The 17049-nt window shown below is 66.6% G+C and carries 19 protein-coding genes and 1 pseudogene; 12 read left to right on the top strand and 8 right to left on the bottom strand.

Annotated features, from left to right (window positions below; genetic code table 11):
• Positions 1-28 precede the first annotated feature (28 nt).
• Positions 29-1168 (top strand): acyl-CoA dehydrogenase family protein, encoded by a 1140-nt coding sequence (locus H7828_RS08805; RefSeq protein ID WP_226780646.1) that lies wholly within the window; start codon positions 29-31, stop codon positions 1166-1168.
• A complete protein-coding gene (locus H7828_RS08800) occupies positions 1165-2220 on the top strand; it encodes an enoyl-CoA hydratase/isomerase family protein (RefSeq protein ID WP_226780645.1) in 1056 nt (351 codons plus the stop codon). Before H7828_RS08805 ends, H7828_RS08800 begins: the two co-directional genes overlap by 4 nt.
• 125 nt (positions 2221-2345) lie before the next feature.
• Here H7828_RS08800 and H7828_RS08795 read toward each other — a convergent pair whose 3' ends face one another.
• From H7828_RS08795 to H7828_RS08770, 6 genes are all read right to left on the bottom strand, one after another.
• Complete coding sequence (locus tag H7828_RS08795; RefSeq protein WP_226780644.1) at positions 2346-2945, bottom strand: superoxide dismutase; 600 nt, start codon at positions 2943-2945, stop codon at positions 2346-2348.
• Positions 2946-3059: 114 nt separating this feature from the next.
• Positions 3060-3632 (bottom strand): sarcosine oxidase subunit gamma, encoded by a 573-nt coding sequence (locus H7828_RS08790; protein ID WP_226780643.1) that lies wholly within the window; start codon positions 3630-3632, stop codon positions 3060-3062.
• Positions 3625-6612, bottom strand: a complete 2988-nt coding sequence (locus H7828_RS08785) for a sarcosine oxidase subunit alpha family protein (RefSeq protein WP_226780642.1) — start codon at positions 6610-6612, stop codon at positions 3625-3627. The genes H7828_RS08790 and H7828_RS08785 overlap by 8 nt, the downstream gene beginning before the upstream one ends.
• A 61-nt stretch (positions 6613-6673) precedes the next feature.
• Entirely contained in the window at positions 6674-6997 is a 324-nt protein-coding gene (locus H7828_RS08780; RefSeq protein ID WP_226780641.1) for a sarcosine oxidase subunit delta, read from the bottom strand.
• 75 nt (positions 6998-7072) lie between these two features.
• The gene (locus H7828_RS08775) at positions 7073-7327 is read right to left on the bottom strand and encodes a hypothetical protein (protein ID WP_226780640.1); all 255 of its coding nucleotides are present in this window, start codon (positions 7325-7327) and stop codon (positions 7073-7075) included.
• 82 nt (positions 7328-7409) lie between these two features.
• Complete coding sequence (locus H7828_RS08770; protein ID WP_226780781.1) at positions 7410-8657, bottom strand: sarcosine oxidase subunit beta family protein; 1248 nt, start codon at positions 8655-8657, stop codon at positions 7410-7412.
• A gap of 209 nt (positions 8658-8866) precedes the next feature.
• Between H7828_RS08770 and ccmI the strand changes: the two genes are divergently transcribed.
• The 3 genes from ccmI to H7828_RS08755 are packed head-to-tail and all read left to right on the top strand — an operon-like array spanning position 8867 to position 10811.
• Positions 8867-10078, top strand: coding sequence for a c-type cytochrome biogenesis protein CcmI (ccmI, locus tag H7828_RS08765; protein WP_226780639.1), 1212 nt, complete (start codon positions 8867-8869; stop codon positions 10076-10078).
• Positions 10075-10551 (top strand): Holliday junction resolvase RuvX, encoded by a 477-nt coding sequence (gene ruvX, locus H7828_RS08760; RefSeq protein ID WP_226780638.1) that lies wholly within the window; start codon positions 10075-10077, stop codon positions 10549-10551. The genes ccmI and ruvX overlap by 4 nt, the downstream gene beginning before the upstream one ends.
• Complete coding sequence (locus H7828_RS08755) at positions 10548-10811, top strand: DUF1289 domain-containing protein (RefSeq protein ID WP_226780637.1); 264 nt, start codon at positions 10548-10550, stop codon at positions 10809-10811. The genes ruvX and H7828_RS08755 overlap by 4 nt, the downstream gene beginning before the upstream one ends.
• A 75-nt stretch (positions 10812-10886) precedes the next feature.
• On the opposite strand, the gene dusA is transcribed toward H7828_RS08755, so the two are convergent.
• Positions 10887-11894, bottom strand: a complete 1008-nt coding sequence (gene dusA / locus H7828_RS08750) for a tRNA dihydrouridine(20/20a) synthase DusA (protein WP_226780636.1) — start codon at positions 11892-11894, stop codon at positions 10887-10889.
• 395 nt (positions 11895-12289) lie between these two features.
• On the opposite strand from dusA, the gene H7828_RS08745 reads away from it, so the two are divergent.
• From H7828_RS08745 to H7828_RS08735, 3 genes are read left to right on the top strand one after another with little or no spacing between them, the layout of a single operon-like run.
• A complete protein-coding gene (locus H7828_RS08745) occupies positions 12290-12481 on the top strand; it encodes a hypothetical protein (protein ID WP_226780635.1) in 192 nt (63 codons plus the stop codon).
• A 53-nt stretch (positions 12482-12534) separates the two neighbouring features.
• Positions 12535-12753, top strand: coding sequence for a hypothetical protein (locus H7828_RS08740; protein ID WP_226780634.1), 219 nt, complete (start codon positions 12535-12537; stop codon positions 12751-12753).
• Positions 12734-13069, top strand: coding sequence for a YbjQ family protein (locus H7828_RS08735; protein ID WP_226780633.1), 336 nt, complete (start codon positions 12734-12736; stop codon positions 13067-13069). Before H7828_RS08740 ends, H7828_RS08735 begins: the two co-directional genes overlap by 20 nt.
• Here H7828_RS08735 and H7828_RS08730 read toward each other — a convergent pair.
• A complete protein-coding gene (locus tag H7828_RS08730; protein WP_226780632.1) occupies positions 13066-13527 on the bottom strand; it encodes a hypothetical protein in 462 nt (153 codons plus the stop codon). The genes H7828_RS08735 and H7828_RS08730 overlap by 4 nt on opposite strands.
• A gap of 154 nt (positions 13528-13681) precedes the next feature.
• Here H7828_RS08730 and H7828_RS08725 point away from each other — a divergent pair, with 154 nt between their 5' ends.
• From H7828_RS08725 to H7828_RS22705, 4 genes and pseudogenes are all read left to right on the top strand, one after another.
• The gene (locus tag H7828_RS08725) at positions 13682-14326 is read left to right on the top strand and encodes a DUF1638 domain-containing protein (RefSeq protein ID WP_226780780.1); all 645 of its coding nucleotides are present in this window, start codon (positions 13682-13684) and stop codon (positions 14324-14326) included.
• Complete coding sequence (locus H7828_RS08720) at positions 14319-15341, top strand: zinc-dependent alcohol dehydrogenase (RefSeq protein ID WP_226780631.1); 1023 nt, start codon at positions 14319-14321, stop codon at positions 15339-15341. Before H7828_RS08725 ends, H7828_RS08720 begins: the two co-directional genes overlap by 8 nt.
• 113 nt (positions 15342-15454) lie before the next feature.
• Positions 15455-16423: a TRAP transporter substrate-binding protein gene (locus tag H7828_RS08715; RefSeq protein WP_226780630.1), complete on the top strand. Its 969-nt coding sequence runs from the start codon at positions 15455-15457 to the stop codon at positions 16421-16423.
• 89 nt (positions 16424-16512) lie between these two features.
• Positions 16513-16956 (top strand): annotated as a pseudogene (locus H7828_RS22705) (TRAP transporter small permease subunit); the annotation flags it as partial.
• Positions 16957-17049: the final 93 nt, after the last annotated feature.

Below are 17049 nucleotides of genomic sequence, written 5' to 3'. Positions count from 1 at the left end.
GGCCTGACGAACGCCAAGGGGGGACGGCATGGATTTCGGGCTGAGCGAGGAACAGAAGGCCATCTTCGAGATGGCGCGCGACTTCGGGGCCGAACATATCGCCCCCCATGCCCGGGAATGGGAAGCGGCGGGGGAAATTCCGCGCGCGCTCTGGCCCCGGCTGGCCGAACTGGGGTTCGGCGGGCTTTACGTTTCCGAGGACAGCGGCGGCACCGGGCTGGGGCGGCTTGACGCGACGCTGGTGTTCGAGGCGCTGTCCATGGCCTGCCCCTCGGTCGCGGCTTTCCTGTCGATCCACAACATGTGCGCCGCGCTGATCGACCGGTTTGCCGATGATGCCATGAAGGCGCGGATGCTGCCTGACGTGCTGTCGATGAAAACCATCCTGGCCTATTGCCTGACCGAACCCGGATCGGGCAGCGACGCCGCCGCCCTGCGCACCCGGGCCGAGCGGACCGACCATGGCTATCGGCTGAACGGCAGCAAGGCCTTCATCTCGGGCGGGGGATATTGCGACGCCTATATCGTGATGTGCCGCACCGGCGCCGAGGGGCCGCGCGGCATTTCCGCCGTCCTCGTCGAGGATGCGACGCCGGGCCTGTCCTTTGGCGCGAAAGAAGACAAGATGGGCTGGCGCAGTCAGTCCACCCGGCAGGTGCAGTTGGACGATTGCGACATTCCGGCAGAAAACCTGCTGGGGGCCGAGGGGATGGGTTTCACTTATGCGATGTCGGGGCTGGATGGCGGGCGGCTGAACATCGGCGCCTGTTCGCTGGGCGCGGCGCGGGCCGCCATGGACGCCACCCTTGCCTACATGGCCGAGCGCCGCGCCTTCGGGCGCAGTATAGACCAGTTTCAGGCGTTGCAGTTCCGCCTTGCGGACATGGAGATCGCGCTGGAGTCTGCCCGTGTCTTCCTGCGCCAGGCCGCCTGGAAATACGACACCGGCGCGCCCGATGCCACGAAGCACTGCGCCATGGCCAAGGCCCTTGTCACCGAGGCGGGCAGCCGCATCGTGGATCAGTGCCTGCAACTGCACGGCGGATACGGCTATCTTGCCGACTACGGGATCGAGAAGCTGGTGCGCGATCTGCGGGTGCACCAGATTCTGGAGGGCACGAACGAGATCATGCGCCTGATCGTGGCGCGCGAGATGCTGAAGCCATGAGCGATGTGGAAATCCGCACCGCCGGGCGCGCCGGACGCATCACCCTGAACCGCCCCAAGGCGTTGAACGCCCTGACATGGGATATGGTGCGCGCCATCGATGCCGCGCTGATCGGCTGGGCGCGGGACGATGCCGTTTCCATGCTGATCCTGGACGGCGCGGGTGAGCGGGCCTTTTGCGCTGGGGGCGATCTGGCCGCTATCCATGCCGCCGCAAGCGCGGGCGATCACGATCATGCCCGCGGGTTCTGGCGCGACGAATATGCCATGAACGCCAGATTGTTCAATTATCCCAAGCCTGTGGTCAGCCTTCTTCACGGCTTCACCATGGGGGGCGGTGTCGGGGTCGGTTGTCATGCCAGCCACCGGATTGTCGGCGAAAGCAGCCGGATTTCCCTGCCCGAATGCGCCATCGGCCTTGTGCCGGACGTGGGCGGATCGCTTCTTCTGGCGCGCGCACCGGGGCGACTGGGTGAATATCTGGGCACCACGGGCCGGCGGATGCGGGCGGGTGATGCGATTCTTGCGGGCTTTGCCGATCACTATCTGGCGGAAAGCGACTGGCCTGCCCTGATCGAAGCGCTGGAACGCACCGGCGATCCGGCCCTGATCGACGCCGCCGCGCAGCCCCCCGCCCCTTCCGAGCTGGCCGGGCTGACAGACGAGATCGACCGGTTCTTCGGCGCGCGGACCCTGGCCGACCTGCTGAACGCGCTTGGTGCGTCCGAGACGGCATTCGCGCGGCAGACCTTGGGCGAGTTGGAGCGGGTGTCGCCCTTGTCGGCGGCCTCCACCCTTGACCTGGTGCGCCGTGTTCGCGGGCTGGATGGCATCGAACAGGCGCTGCGGATGGAATACCGCTTCACCGCCCGTGCCCAGGCCGAGGGCGATTTCTTGGAAGGCATTCGCGCCGCCATCATCGACAAGGACGATGCACCACGCTGGCGCCAGGGCGTAAAAGGGATCGAGGCACAGGCAAGGGCGATGCTGCAACCGCTGGGCGACGATGAACTGAAGCTTGATGAAGGCCCGGCGCGCGGGTCGGGCAGATAGCAGCGACGCGCCTTTGGCCAGCGGCGGATTGGGGTTTCACCCCAAACCCCAGGATATTTCAGGACCAAAGATGGAAAAAGGGCCGCCTTTTCGCTGGCGGCCCTTCGTTTGCTTTGGCGTGGGGATCACATGCGCGAGGCGACGTTTTCCCAGTTGACCAGGTTGTCGAGGAAATTGGTCAGATAGGCCGGGCGCTTGTTGCGGAAATCGATGTAGTAGGAATGTTCCCACACGTCGCAGCCCAGAAGCGCGGTCTGGCCGAAGCAGACGGGGTTCACGCCGTTTTCGGTTTTCGTGACCTTGAGGCTGCCGTCGCTGTCCTTGACCAGCCAGGCCCAGCCCGAGCCGAACTGACCGCCACCGGCGGCGGCGAAATCTTCCTTGAACTTGTCGACCGAGCCGAAGGAGTCTTTCAGCGCGCTTTCCAGCTCCGAGGGCATTGCCGATTTGCCGGGGCTCATCATTTCCCAGAACTGGTTGTGGTTCCAGAGCTGCGAGATATTGTTGAAGATGCCGCTTTGGGCGACGGCGTTGTTGTCGTAGGTGCCCTTGATGATCTCTTCAAGCGACTTGCCTTCCCACTCGGTTCCGGCAATCGCCTTGTTGCCGTTGTCGACATAGGCCTTGTGGTGAATGTCGTGGTGGTATTCCAGTGTTTCCTTGCTCATGCCGTTGTCGGCCAAGGCATCATGTGCATAGGGAAGATCGGGAAGTTCAAAAGCCATAACAAGCCCCTTTGGTTGATGTTTCGCTGCCTGATACCTGCGGCCGCGGGCCGCGGAGGTCAAGCCTTCTAGTGGGAAACGGCCTGGCCGCCCGCCGGTTCCCGCCAGGCTTACCTAACTGTCGAAAAGTTCGGGTTCGCTGCCCTTGCGGGCGGACGTGGACAGCAGGTCGAAGACATATTGCGCCACCGAGCGGAAGCAGATCACATGGGCGGCCTGCTGATCCGTCAGCCAGAAGGCCGCCGCCACCTGGGCCAGGCGGCTGCGGCGCAGGGTGAAAGGCGCCAGCCCTGCCGGGGAGACATCGGCCGGCGTCAGCTTGGCCAGTACATCGCGCAGGCCCGCGCCTTCGAGGCGGAACATGGCCCGCGCGTCGGAGACGTCGACGGCAAGGTGATGGCTGCCCTCAAGGGCCGTGGCGAGCTGTGCCAGGGCATCGGGCACATCGGCGCGGGGCAGCAGCAGCAGCGCCTCGTCGGGGGACATCCAGGCGCAGCCCCGGCTGCCGTTGATGACGATGCGCCCCATGTCAGGGAGATCGGCCCCTGCCACGGCCAGCACCGCATCGCGCAGGGCAGCCGCGGCCAGATCGCCGCGCAGGGTGATCATGCCCTGGGGCGCCGTTTCCGTGACGGTGACGAAGCCCTGGAAGGACGCGCCGTTCAGGGGGGTGACGGGATCAGACATTCTGTTTCGCTCCGTCCTTGTCGAAGAATACCGGGTCAGTGATGCGGGCCTGAACGATTGTTCCGTCGGTGCGCGGGAAATCCAGCACCTCGCCCATGCGGTCGGGGCCGTTCAGCACCAGCCCCATGGCGATGCCATGCCCCAGGGTCGGCGAATGATAGGTCGAGGTGACGCGCCCCTGGGTGTGTTTCTGACCGTTGGCATTGGTTCCCGACGCGGTGGCATAGGCGCCGTCGGGCAGGACCGACCCGTCGAGCGTTTCAAGGCCCACCAGTTTCCAGCGTGTGGGGTCCTGCATGTGGCTGCGCTGATGGGCGCGCTTGCCGATGAAATCGTCCTTCTTCTTCGAGATCGCCCAGTTGAGGTTGAGATCCTGCGGGATGACCGTGCCGTCGGTTTCATCGCCGATCATGATGAAGCCCTTTTCGGCGCGCATGATGTGCAACGCCTCGGTGCCATAGGGGGTGACGTTGAACTCCGCTCCCGCCTCGAGCAGCCTGTCCCAGAGCGCGCGGCCATGGCCCGCAGGCACGGCGATTTCAAAGCTGAGCTCGCCCGAGAAGGAGATGCGGAAGACCCGCACCGGAAGACCGGCCAATGTGCCTTCGGTCCAGTGCATGAAGGGCAGACTGTCCTTCGAAAGGTCCATGCCGCCGAGCCTTTCCAGCACCGCGCGCGCCTTCGGGCCCACCACGGCGATCTGGGCGTATTGTTCGGTGAGGTTGGCGGTATAGACCTTCCAGTCCCACCACTCGGTTTGCAGGAATTCCTCCATGTGGGCATGGACATGCTCGGCCCCGCCGGTGGTGGTGTGGCACAGCCAGGTGTCATCGTCGATCCGCGCCACGACACCGTCATCCATGAGAAAGCCGTTCTCGCTGCACATCAGGCCATAGCGGCATTTGCCGGGGGCGAGGTTGCTCATCATGTTGGTGTACATCATGTCGACAAAGCGGCCCGCGTCGGGGCCCTTGACCAGGATCTTGCCCAGGGTCGAGGCATCGAGCAGGCCCAGGCTGTCGCGGGTGGCATTCACCTCGCGGCTGACGGCCCCCTCGATGGATTCCCCGGGCCGGCGATAGCAGTAGGGCCGGCGCCAGTGGCCCACCGGCTCCCAGTGGGCGTGGTTTTCGGCGTGCCACTGGTGCATCGGGCTGCGGCGCAGAGGCTGGAAGATTTCGCCACGCGCCTCGCCTGCGATGGCGCCCATGGAAATCGGGGTATAGGGCGGGCGGAAGGTGGTGGTGCCGACCTGGGGGATCGGCGCGGCCAGTGCCCCCGACAGAACGGCCAGGCCGTTGATGTTGGAGAGCTTTCCCTGATCGGTGGCCATACCCAACGTGGTATAGCGCTTGGCGTGTTCGACGGATTCATAGCCTTCCTGGGCGGCAAGCTGCACATCGGAGACTTTGACGTCGTTCTGGAAATCGAGCCACATCTTTGCGCGCAGTTTCGCGCCCGCGCCATGGGGCATGATCCAGACCGGCATCAGCGGCGCCTCATCGCTTGGCGCCGCCTGGGCGGCGCTTGCGCTTTTCGTCGGGTCGATGGCGCGGGCGGCGTCGGCCAGCGCCTCGGCCGCGGTCAGCGCGCCGCTGGCGGCCCCTGCGCTGGCCACGAAAGCGCTGCCATCGGCGCCGGTGGGCGGGCGGTTCGGATCGGGGATGAAACAAGCCCGGGGGTCATCCCAGGTCAGCTTGCCGCCGCAATGCGACCAGAGGTGGACGACAGGCGACCAGCCGCCGGACATGGCGACCACATCGCAGTCGATGCTGTCGATCACCGCACCCTCGCCCGCCTGCTGACAGAGGGTGATGCCTGTGACACGCTTGCCCCCCTGCACCGCCGCGATGCCCTTGCCGGTTTCCACGCGGATGCCCTGCTGGCGGGCCTGTTCCATCAGCGCGCCGCCCCCGGCGGGGCGCGCATCGATGATGCAGGGCACGTCGAGCCCGGCCCGTTTCACCGCCAGGGCGGTGCGATAGGCATCGTCGTTGTTGGTGACGACCACGACCCTGTCGCCGGGCGAGACCGCGTAGTTGACAATGAAATCACGCACCGCACTGGCCAGCATGACGCCGGGGATGTCGTTTCCGGCAAAGGAAAGCGGGCGTTCGATGGCGCCGGTGGCGGTGACGATGCGCCCTGCCCTGATCCGCCAGAGCCGGTGGCGCGGCATGTCGGCCTGGGGCTGGTGATCGGCCAGACGCTCATAGGCCAGCAGGTAGCCGTGATCATAGACCCCCGCCCCCATGCAGCGCAGGCGCAGGGTGACGTTGGGCATCGCTTCGAGCGCGGCGATCGTGGCGTCGATCCAGGCCTGGGCCGGCTGACCGTCGATCTCGTCGCCATCCACCGGGGCGCGGCCGCCCCAATGCGCCGTCTGTTCCATCAGCAGGATGCTCTGGCCGCCCTCGGCGGCAATGCGCGCCGCTTGCAGGCCCGCGATTCCGCCGCCCACCACCACCAGGTCAAACCGGGCGTGAAGGTGTTCGTAACGGTCGGCGTCGCGCTCGCTCGGGGCCTGGCCCAGTCCGGCCGATTTGCGGATCACCGGTTCGTAGACATGCTTCCAGAATGACCGGGGATGGATGAACATCTTGTAGTAGAAACCGGCGGGCAGGAAACGCGACAGGTGGGTGTTGATCGCGCCGATATCGAAATCGAGGCTGGGCCAGTGGTTCTGCGAGGTGGCGGTGAGCCCTTCGAAGAGTTCGGTGGTGGTGACCCTCTGGTTCGGCTCGAACCGGTCGGAGAGGCCGAGGTTAACCAGTGCGTTCGGCTCTTCCGCGCCGCTGGCGACAATGCCGCGTGGGCGGTGATACTTGAACGACCGGCCCACCAGCATCTGATCGCCCGCCAGCAGCGCCGAGGCCAGCGTGTCGCCCTGAAATCCACGCAGGGCCTTGCCGTTGAAGGTGAAGCGCCGAGGCGCGCCGCGGTCGATCAGGCGGCCGCCGGTGGCGAGGCGTGTGCTCATGTCATTGGCCTTTCGACGGGGGAGGCGGTGGTTTTTTGAGTATTTTCGGCAAGAAAGAGCATCAGGCGAAGCCCTGCCAATCGGGGCGGCGCGCGGCGATGGCATCAAGGATGTCTTGCGGCGGTTCCAGGGTCTGCGCGCTGTAGGTGCCGAAGACCTCGAGCGTCACGGTGCAGCGGGCGGCGTGAAACCACTTGCCGCAGCCCATGGCATGGCGCCAGCGTTCGAAATGCACGCCGCGCGGGTTCTTGCGCAGGAACAGATATTGCTCGAAGGCGTCATCGCCGCTGTCGGGGCCGGCCCGCGACACATGGGCCTGGCCGCCGGGGTGAAGCTCGGTCTCGTCGCAGGCGATGTTGCAGCAGGGACAGGTGAGGGTCAGCATGGGCAGGGTCCGGATGCAATTGGGCGGGCGCCATTCGGCACCCGCCCGGGATTGAAGTCTGTCAGTCGTGACGTGTCAGTTGCCGGCAGGGGCCGGTGCGCTTTCCTCGGCCGCGGGGGCGTCGCTGGCGGGTGCTTCGACGGTGACGTTGGTGTCGCCGCCGCCCGCGCCCGCGCCCGTGGTGCCCGCACCATCGGCGCCGGCGAAGACGATGTAGGCCACGATGGCAAGCGCCACAACGACGCCCCCGAGGATGAAGGCGAGAGTGGAGGAGCCGCCCTTTTCGCGTACATGGGTTTCACGAAGGGTTGTGTTGGTATTGTCAGGCATGGTCGCGTTTCCTTGCGTTGATGCATCTGACGCTCAACGGAGAGGGGTGACCGGCGGTTCCGGGGGGGACTGGGCATCGGCATCAATGCGCCACCCCTGCTGCAACGCTTTCGTCGATGAAGCGGCCTTCGCGGAACCGGTTCATGGTAAAGGCGGCCGCCAGGGGGCCCGGTTCGCCCTGGGCCATCAGTTCGGCCATGGCCCAGCCCGAGCCGGGAATTGCCTTGAACCCGCCGGTGCCCCAGCCGCAGTTGACGAAGCAGTTTTCCAGCGGCGTCTTGCTGATGATAGGCGAGCGGTCGCCGGTCATGTCGACAATCCCGCCCCACTGGCGCAGCATCTTGAGCCGCGAGATCATCGGGAAGGTTTCGATGAGCGCGCGCACGGTTTCCTCGATATGATGGAAGCTGCCGCGCTGGGTATAGTTGTTGTAGCCGTCGGCGCCGCCGCCGATCACCATTTCGCCCTTGTCGGACTGCGACATGTAGCCGTGTACCGTGTTGGCCATCACCACCACGTCCATGCAGGGCTTGATCGGTTCGCTGACCAACGCCTGAAGCGCGACCGATTCCAGCGGCAGCCGGAACCCGGCCATTTCGGCCAGAACGCCGGAATGCCCCGCCACCACGATGCCCAGCTTGGCGCAGTCTATTTCGCCCTTCGTGGTGCTGACGCCCGCGACCTTGCCGTTTTCGCGGCGGATCGCCGTCACCTCGCATTGCTGGATGATGTCCATGCCCATGTCGCTGCAGGCCCGGGCATAGCCCCAGGCCACGGCATCGTGGCGGGCGGTGCCGCCCCGCGCCTGCCAGAGCGCCCCCAGCACCGGATAGCGCGGGCCGTCGATGTTGATGATCGGGCACAGCTCTTTCACCCGGTCGGGGCCGACGTATTCGGTCGCCACACCCTGCAGCGCATTGGCATGGGCCGTGCGCTGAAAACCGCGCACCTCGTGTTGGGTCTGCGCCAGCATCATCACGCCGCGCGGCGAGAACATGATGTTGTAGTTCACATCCTGGCTCATCGTCTCGTAAAGGCTGCGCGATTTTTCATAGATCGCCGCCGAAGGGTCTTGCAGGTAGTTGGAGCGGATGATCGTGGTGTTGCGGCCGGTGTTGCCCCCGCCCAGCCAGCCCTTTTCGATCACCGCGACATTGCGGATGCCGTGATTCTTGCCCAGCCAATAGGCGGTGGCCAGGCCATGCCCCCCCGCGCCGACAATCACCACGTCGTATTTCTTCTTCGGCTCGGGCGAGCGCCAGGCCCGCTCCCATCCGGTGTGAAAGCGCAGCGCTTCGCGTGCGACGGCAAAGACCGAATAGCGTTTCAACGGCATGACCTTTCGTGACCTCGGGCGGCGGGCGACCTGCCCCTTATGGGTGGATTATCACGCGCTGCCGCCCTGTCAAACGGCAGGTGCCCGGCAATTTGCGACATGGGGCGCGGCGGCGGTGTCACAGCACTGTGACCGAAGGTCGCGCATGGCTGGCGTTCGGGCGCACAAGACGGCACATAGGGCGCGCAAGGATCGGAGGCGCGATGTTCTGGGTGGTGATCGTCGGATTGGCGGGGGTGACGGCGGCGGCGATCGTCCTGGCACTGCTGCGCGGTGGCCGCGGCGCGGCGGGCGAGGCGCCGGATATCCGCATCTACCGCGATCAGTTGGATGAGGTGGAACGCGATCTGGCGCGCGGCACCCTGACCGCCGAAGAGGCGGGGCGCGTGCGCACCGAGGTGTCGCGCCGCCTGCTTGAGGCGAATCGTGCCGCCCGGGCGGCGGGCACCCCCGCCACGGCGCCGCGCGGCGCCACGGTGGCGATGGCCGTGCTTTGCGCGGTACTGGTGGTTGGCGGCGGGCTGGGCACCTATGCCTGGCTGGGCGCGCCGGGCTTTCCCGATCTCCCGATCGCCACCCGCAAGGCGCTGGCCGATCAGGCCCGCGAAAACCGCCCCTCCCAGGCCGAGGCCGAACGCCAGGCCGCCGAGGTGATGCCCGCCCCCACGCCCGATCCGACCTATGTAAAGATGATGGAACAACTGCGCGAAACCGTGGCCAAGCGCCCCGACGATCTTCGCGGCCACCAGCTTCTGGCACGAAACGAGGCGCGGCTGGGCCGGTTTGCCGATGCTGTCGCGGCCCAGGAACGGGTCGTCGAACTGCTGGGCGACAAGGTGGGGGCCGAAGATCACACCGACCTGGCCGAATACATGATTCTTGCCGCCGGCGGCTATGTTTCGCCCGAGGCCGAGGCCGCGCTGACCCGTGCCTTGCAGATCGACGAGCGCAACGGCGCCGCGCGGTATTATTCCGGCCTGCTCTATGCCCAGACGGGGCGCCCCGACCTGGCCTTTCAGCTGTGGCGCGGACTGCTGGAAACCGGCCCCGAGGACGCCCCCTGGATCGCGCCCATCCGCGAACAGATGCCCGACCTCGCGGCCCGGGCCGGCACCCGCTATGACCCGCCCGAGGCCAGCGGCCCCAGCGCCGAGGACATGGCCGCCGCCGCCGACATGGCGCCGGAAGACCGCGACGCTATGATCCGCAACATGGTGTCGGGCCTGGCCGACCGGCTGGCGGCCGAAGGCGGCCCACCCCAGGACTGGGCCCGCCTGATCGCCGCCTATGGTGTACTGGGCGAAACCGAAACCGCCGCCGCGATCCACGCCGAGGCACTGGACACCTTCGCCGGGAACGACGAGGCGCTAACCCTGATCGCCGAAGCGGCCCGTCGCGCGGGGATCGCCCGATGATCTGCGAGGACATCACCGATTTCGCCGCCGCCCTGCCCCGCCACGGCGCCCTTGCCGGGCTTGACCTCGGCACCGTCACCCTTGGCGTTGCGGTGTCCGATGTCATGCGCTCGATCGCGACGCCGCTTGAAACGATCCGGCGCAAGAAGTTCGGTGTCGATGCGGCGAAGCTGCTGGAAATCACCACCGCGCGTCAGATCACCGGGCTGGTTCTGGGGCTGCCGCTGAACATGGATGGCAGCGAAGGCCCCCGCGCCCAATCGACCCGCGCCTTCGCCCGCAACCTCGAACGGTTGACCGATCTGCCCATCGCCTTCTGGGATGAACGCCTGTCCACCGTCGCCGCCACCCGCGCCCTGCTTGAGGCGGATACATCGCGAAAGCGCCGCTCGGAGGTGATCGACCATGTGGCGGCCGGCTATATCCTGCAGGGCGCGCTGGACCGCCTCGCCCACCTGCGGGGCACACCATGAGCGATGACGGGAAAGCCTCGGACGACGATATCGTCTGGAGCCGCGCCGAAACCGATTCACCCTGCGTCAAGATATGCGTCGTCCACCCCGCCGAACGGCTTTGCACCGGGTGCCTGCGCACGCTGGATGAGATCGCCCAATGGTCCCGCCTCGACGCGGCCCAACGCAGGCAGATCCTGGCCGAATTGCCGGGCCGCGCGGGGCAGTTGAAACAACGGCGCGGCGGACGGGCTGCGCGCCTCGCCCGCTCGCAGGGTTAGGCCCCGCCAAAAGCAGCGCCACGCCGCCCGAAACCGGCACCCTGAATGTCTTGCGCCGCAGGCGCGCCTTTCTGCTCAGGCGTCAAGCCCCTCGACCGCGCCCAGGGCCGCGCGCAGCACCTCCAGCCCCGCGCCCTTCCGGTGTGCGCCTTCCGACAAGGTCCGCCGCCAGGCCCGCGCGCCGGGTTGTCCGGCGAAAAGGCCCAGCATGTGGCGCGTGATCTGGTTCAACCGGCCCCCTTCCGTCAGGTGACGTGCGATATAGGGTTCCATCGCCGCCACGACCTCGGGGCGGGTCGGGGCCGGGTGGTCGTCGCCGAAGATTTCGCGATCCGCGGCAGCGAGGATATCGAAAGGCTGGTGATAGGCCGCCCGTCCGATCATCACACCGTCCAGCCCCCGGGCCAGCAATGCGCGCGCCTGCTCAAGGCTGGTGATCCCGCCATTGATCGAGACGTGAAGATCGGTAAATTCCGCCTTCATCGCCACCACAAGATCATAGTCCAGCGGCGGCACATCGCGGTTCTGCTTCGGGCTCAGCCCCTGCAACCAGGCCTTGCGCGCATGGATCTGCACCCGTCGCACACCGGCCGCGCGTATCCGTGCCAGAAAATCGGGCAGAACCTGCTCCGGGGCCTGGTCGTCCACCCCGATGCGGCACTTGACCGTCACTTCGACGTCGCGCGGGACAGCCGCGATCATCGCCGCCACGCCCTCGGCCACCAGCGCCGGGCGTTCCATCAGCACGGCGCCAAAGCAGCCCGATTGCACCCGGTCCGAGGGGCAGCCGACGTTCAGGTTGATCTCGCCATAGCCCTCGTCGGCCCCCATCGCCGCCGCCTGCGCCAGTTCACCGGGATCGGAGCCGCCCAGTTGCAGGGCCAGGGGCTGCTCGGCCGGATCGAACCCCAGAAGATGCCGCGCCCCCCCGCGCACCAGCGCGGGCGCCGTCACCATCTCGGTGTAAAGCAGGGTGCGCCGCGACATCAGCCGGTGAAAGAAACGGCAATGCCGGTCGGTCCAGTCCATCATTGGGGCCACGGAGAGGCGGGCGGCCGCTTCGGGGCTGATCTTGCCTGGCATGTCCAACTCCGGTTCCTCTCTGCCATTTCCTGCGGGTTCGGCGTTCTGTTCCACAGCCCCACGATCCGGCGGTTCGTTCCGCTTCGGACCTAGCACAGGCCACCACTCTTCGAAACGGCCCCTGCCGGAACGTCAGGGCGACCCCTTCATAATTCGGCAACCCCGCCATCACGGGCGGGCCGGTTGCCGTTTAGACGACTGCGTTGGGCGATGGAAGGTGCGATCACCCGGGCGCATGCAACGCCCAGGGGCAAATGTGGCGCGTCGGGGGCGGCGCGGCCCCGGCGCTGCCTGATTTGATCACAACCTCACCCCCACCCGGCCCTTTTTGCGCCACAGCCTGCGATCAATGATGAAGCAACGAAACAATGAACCAACAGTGTCGGAGTTGCCGGATGTCGATTGCCCTCTTTCTCAAGCGCGTTGCCATGATCTTTGCCGCCTTTGCCTTTGCCGCGCTGTTCAAGGCCGTGCTTGCGGCCGACGAAGCCCTTCTGGCCAATGGCCTGCTGGCGCTGCTGCCCTCGGCCATTGTCGTGATCCTTCTGGTGCGCATCGCCCGTCGCCCGGCGCGCCTGGCCGACTGACCCCTTCCAAATCGTGCGGCCCGTTGCCATGTATGGGCAAAGGAGTTGTCGCCATGCCGCTTGACCGACTTGTGCTGATCCTGATCTGTGTCGCCGTTGCGGCGGGGGTGACGGTGTGGCTGGGGGTTTTCCTGGCCGCCATGGTGACCCTGCCCTTTCCGGCGATGCTGCTTCTGGTGCCTGTTGCCCTTGTGGCCTGGGTGCTGTGGCGCGTGATTGCCGAGCGTTTGAACAACCGCGAGGACGATCATTATGACCAGATCGAAAAGTGACATCATCGTCACCACCACCGATGGCGTCGCCGGGCGCGAGGTGGTTGAGGTTCTGGGCCTGGTGCGCGGCTCGACCGTGCGGGCAAAACACATCGGCTCGGACATCGTCGCGTCGCTGCGCAATCTCGTGGGTGGCGAGGTGAAGGAATACGCCCAGCTTCTGGCCGCCGCCCGCGAACAATCCTACGACAGGATGGTGGCCGAGGCGGCGGGCCTGAACGCCGACGCCATCGTCGGCACCCGCATGGAAACCTCGACCATCATGAATGCGGCATCCGAGGTCGTGTTCTACGGCACCGCCGTGCGCCTGCGCTAGGCACGCCGGCGGGCCAGCCAGGACAGGGCCGCCACCAGAACGACCCCGTAAAGGACATGCCCGACAAGGGCGACCCAGGCGATCTTCGTGAAGTTGAGGAAGATATCACCCGTGGCGAACCCGGCAATGCCGCCGATTGCCACCACCCACAGGCCAAATCCATAGATCGCCGAGGCGGCGAAGCGGTGAAGCCCCGGCATGACCCGCTGCTGTATCGGGCGGAAGACCACCATCCAGCCCAGCGGATAGGCGATCAGCCCCACCAGCACCAGGTGCATCACATGGCCCGCCGGTCTGCCGTTGGGCAGGCCCAGCTTGCCCAAAAGGCTGCGCGCCAGGCCCTCGGGGGCCAGGTTGCCCAGCCCCAGCATCGGCGCAAGCGCCTGGCCCCAGATGTCGAAGGCGACGGTCGCAGCGGCACCGGCCAGCAGCATCGCCACAAGTGTGTCACGGTTCATCGGGGGCAAGGCGCCCGCGGATGGGGTGGGATCGCGTCGTGTCATGGCTTGCCTCGATCGGTTGTTGAACTTGGACGTGACTGCCATAATGTCCTCCGTGGCCCTTCGCACAACGCCATTTCATCCATTGCACAGGAAGGTCAGAATTGTGTCAGTGCTCCCCGACGACGCCACGCTGACCGAAAATGGCCTGAAGGCCAGCGGCAAGGGGCGGGTTCTGCTGATCGCATGCGGTGCCCTTGCGCGCGAGATCATGGCGCTGAAACGGGCGAACCGCTGGGATCACCTGGATCTGACCTGCCTGCCCGCGATCCTGCACAACCACCCCGACCGGATCACCGATGCCGTACGCGCCACGGTGGCCAGAAACCGCGCCGATTATGAAACGATCTTCGTGGTCTACGCCGATTGCGGCACCGGCGGCCATTTGCAGGCCGCCTGTGCCGAAATGGGGGTGGAGATGGTGGCCGGGCCCCATTGCTATGCCTTCTATGAAGGGGTCGATGGCTTCGTCGAACGGGCCGAGGACGAATTCACCTGTTTCTATCTCACCGATTTCCTGGTGCGACAGTTCGATGCCTTCGTCTGGCGGCCCATGGGCCTGGACCGCCACCCCGAGCTGCGCGAGATGATCTTCGGCAACTACACCAAGCTGATCTACCAGGCACAGACCGACAACCCCGACCTGACCGCCCGCGCCGAGGACTGCGCCCGGCGGCTGGGGCTGGAATTCGAGCGGCGCTTTACCGGCTATGGCGATCTGGCGGGCGTTCTGGGCAAGGTCGCGCAGGATGGCTGAAACCATGCCCGCAATCCGGCTTGAGGCGCCCCATGTGGCCCGGCTGTGCGATCTGCCCCGGCCCGCCCCGGCCACGGGCGATGTGCTGATCCGGGTGCGGGCCACGGGGATCTGCGGCACCGACATCGAACTTTACGAAGGCACGGCGCCCTACCTGCGCAGCGGGCGGGCGCGCTATCCCATCGTGCCGGGCCACGAATGGGCCGGGGTGGTGGAAAGCACCGGCGCGGGCGTGACCGGCTTTTCCCCCGGCCAGCAGGTGGTGGGGGAATGTTCGGTGGGCTGCGGCACCTGCGCGCGGTGCCGCGCGGGCGCCTACCACATCTGCCCCGACCTTACCGAGACGGGCATCCTGAACCGCGACGGCGGTTTTGCCCGGTTCATCGCGATGCCGGCCCGCGCCCTGCACCGCGTCGCCGATCACGTCCCGCCCGCCAGCGCCGCGCTGGTGGAACCAACGGCGGTGGCGCTGAACGGGGTGCGCAAGTCGGGGGCCGTGGCGGGCGATGCGCTGGTCATCCACGGCGACGGGCCCATCGGCCTTCTGGCATTGCTGGTGGCGCGGGCGCTTGGCCTGGGGCCGGTTGCCTTGGTGGGGGCCGATTCCGCCCGCCTTACGCTGGCGCGCGATCTTGGCGCGGCGCAGTGTTTCAATATACGCGACGCGACGCCCGATTTGCCGCCCCATGCCCACGCGCTTGAGGCGACGGGCCGCCCCGAGGCCGTGCAAGCCGCCATCGCGGGCCTGTCGCCCGGCGGCACCCTTGCCCTGCTGGGCCTGTTCGGCGGACGCCGCACCATGATGGATTTCGACCCGCTGGTCATCGGCGATCTGACCCTGCGCGGCGTGCTGGGAAGCCCGGGCCTTTGGCCTGAAACCATCGCGCTGATCGAATCGGGCGCCGTCGATCCCGGGCCCCTGATCAGCCACCGCCTGCCATTGGCCGAATTCGATGCCGCAATCACGCGAGCAAAGGCCCGGGACGGGGTGAAATGCCTGCTGGAACAACCCTGAAACGCGATCATTGGCATTCGAACAAAAGCCGTTAAACTGCGCCCCCGAGGGGCCATGCGCCCTGCCCCGCGACCCCGGGATACACCGGGGCGCAGACCAGAGAGGAAAACAGAATGTCGTTTCTGAAAACCGCGCTTGCCGCATCCGTCGCCACCCTGGCCACGACCGCCGCCCATGCCGAAAACTGGGACATGCCCATGGCATACCCGGCCGACAACTATCACACCGAGAACGCGCAGATCTTCGTGGACGCCGTGCGCGAATGTTCGGGCGGTGACCTGAACATCACCATTCACGCGGGCGGGTCGCTGTTCAAGGGCGACGAGATCAAGCGCGCCGTGCAGGTGGGCGAGGCGCAGATCGGCGAACGCCTGCTGTCGGCCCATGCGAATGAGAACCCGGTCTTCGGCTATGATTCCGTGCCCTTCCTGGCCACCTCGTTCGAGGCCAGCGACAAGCTGCGCGATGCGGCCAAGCCGACCCTGACCAAGGTGATGAACGCCCAGAACATGACACCGCTCTATTCGGTGCCCTGGCCCGCGCAGGGGCTGTATTTCGCCAAGGAAGTCAACAGCCTGGACGATGTGCAGGGCGTGAAGTTCCGCGCCTACAACGCCGCCACCGCGCGGGTGGCCGAACTGGCCGGGATGGTCCCCACCCAGATCGAGGCGGCGGAACTGAAGCAGGCGCTGGCAACCGGCGTGGTGTCGGCCTTCATCTCGTCCGGGTCGACCGGAGTGGATGAAAAGGCCTGGGAGGATCTGACCCACTTCTACGATGCCAAGGCCTGGCTGCCGCGCAACACGGTTTTCGTGAACAGCGATGCCCTGGCCGGCCTGTCCGACGAATCGCGCAAGTGCCTGCTGGACGAGGCCGCAAAGGCCGAAGCGCGCGGAAGCGAGACCGCCGCCAAGCTGGCCGGCGGCTTCCTTGACCAACTGGCCGAAGGCGGCATGACCGTGGCCGAACCGGGCGAACAGCTGGCCGCCGACCTTCAGGAAATCGGCGCCACCATGACCGACGAATGGCTGGAAAGCGCGGGCGACGACGGCCGCGCCATCGTTGACGCCTACCGCAAGTAAACCACCGCTCATCGCTTCCGCCCCCTCACGGGGGCGGTCGCATTTCGCTCTTACAATCACGCGGCCTGCGGGGCGCGCCGGGAGACTTCATGCGCAACGCTCTTGACCGTCTTTACCTGTCCTCGGGCTATGCTGCCGCACTTGCCCTGCTGGCCATTCTGGGGCTGGTGATCGTGCAGATGGTGGCCCGCTGGATGGGCCTTCTGTTCAAGGGCGGCGCGCAATATGCCGGCTATGCCATGGCGGCCACGTCGTTTCTGGCCATGGCCTATACCTTCAACAACGCCGCCCACATCCGGGTGTCGCTTTTCGTGAACACCGCCGGGCGCTGGCGGCGGGCGGTCGAGATCTGGTGTTACACGCTGGCCGCCGTCGCAGGTTGCTTCCTGGCGTGGTATGCCGTCAAGGCGACGCGATTGTCCTACAAGATCAACGACATATCCCAAGGCCAGGATGCCACGCCCCTGTGGATGCCGCAAACCTTCATGGCCATCGGCGCGGTGATCTTCGCCGTGGCGCTGGTGGACAATGTGGTGCGCCTGCTGCTGACCGAATGGCAGGGTGTCGAGGATGATGGCGCGTGGGACAGCGGCCCCTTCGCCTCGCGCCTCTCACGCATCGCGCTG

Source organism: Oceaniglobus trochenteri (genome assembly GCF_020529025.1).
Classification (GTDB): Bacteria; Pseudomonadota; Alphaproteobacteria; order Rhodobacterales; family Rhodobacteraceae; genus Oceaniglobus; species Oceaniglobus trochenteri.
This window is presented reverse-complemented; position numbering and strand designations above follow the sequence as displayed.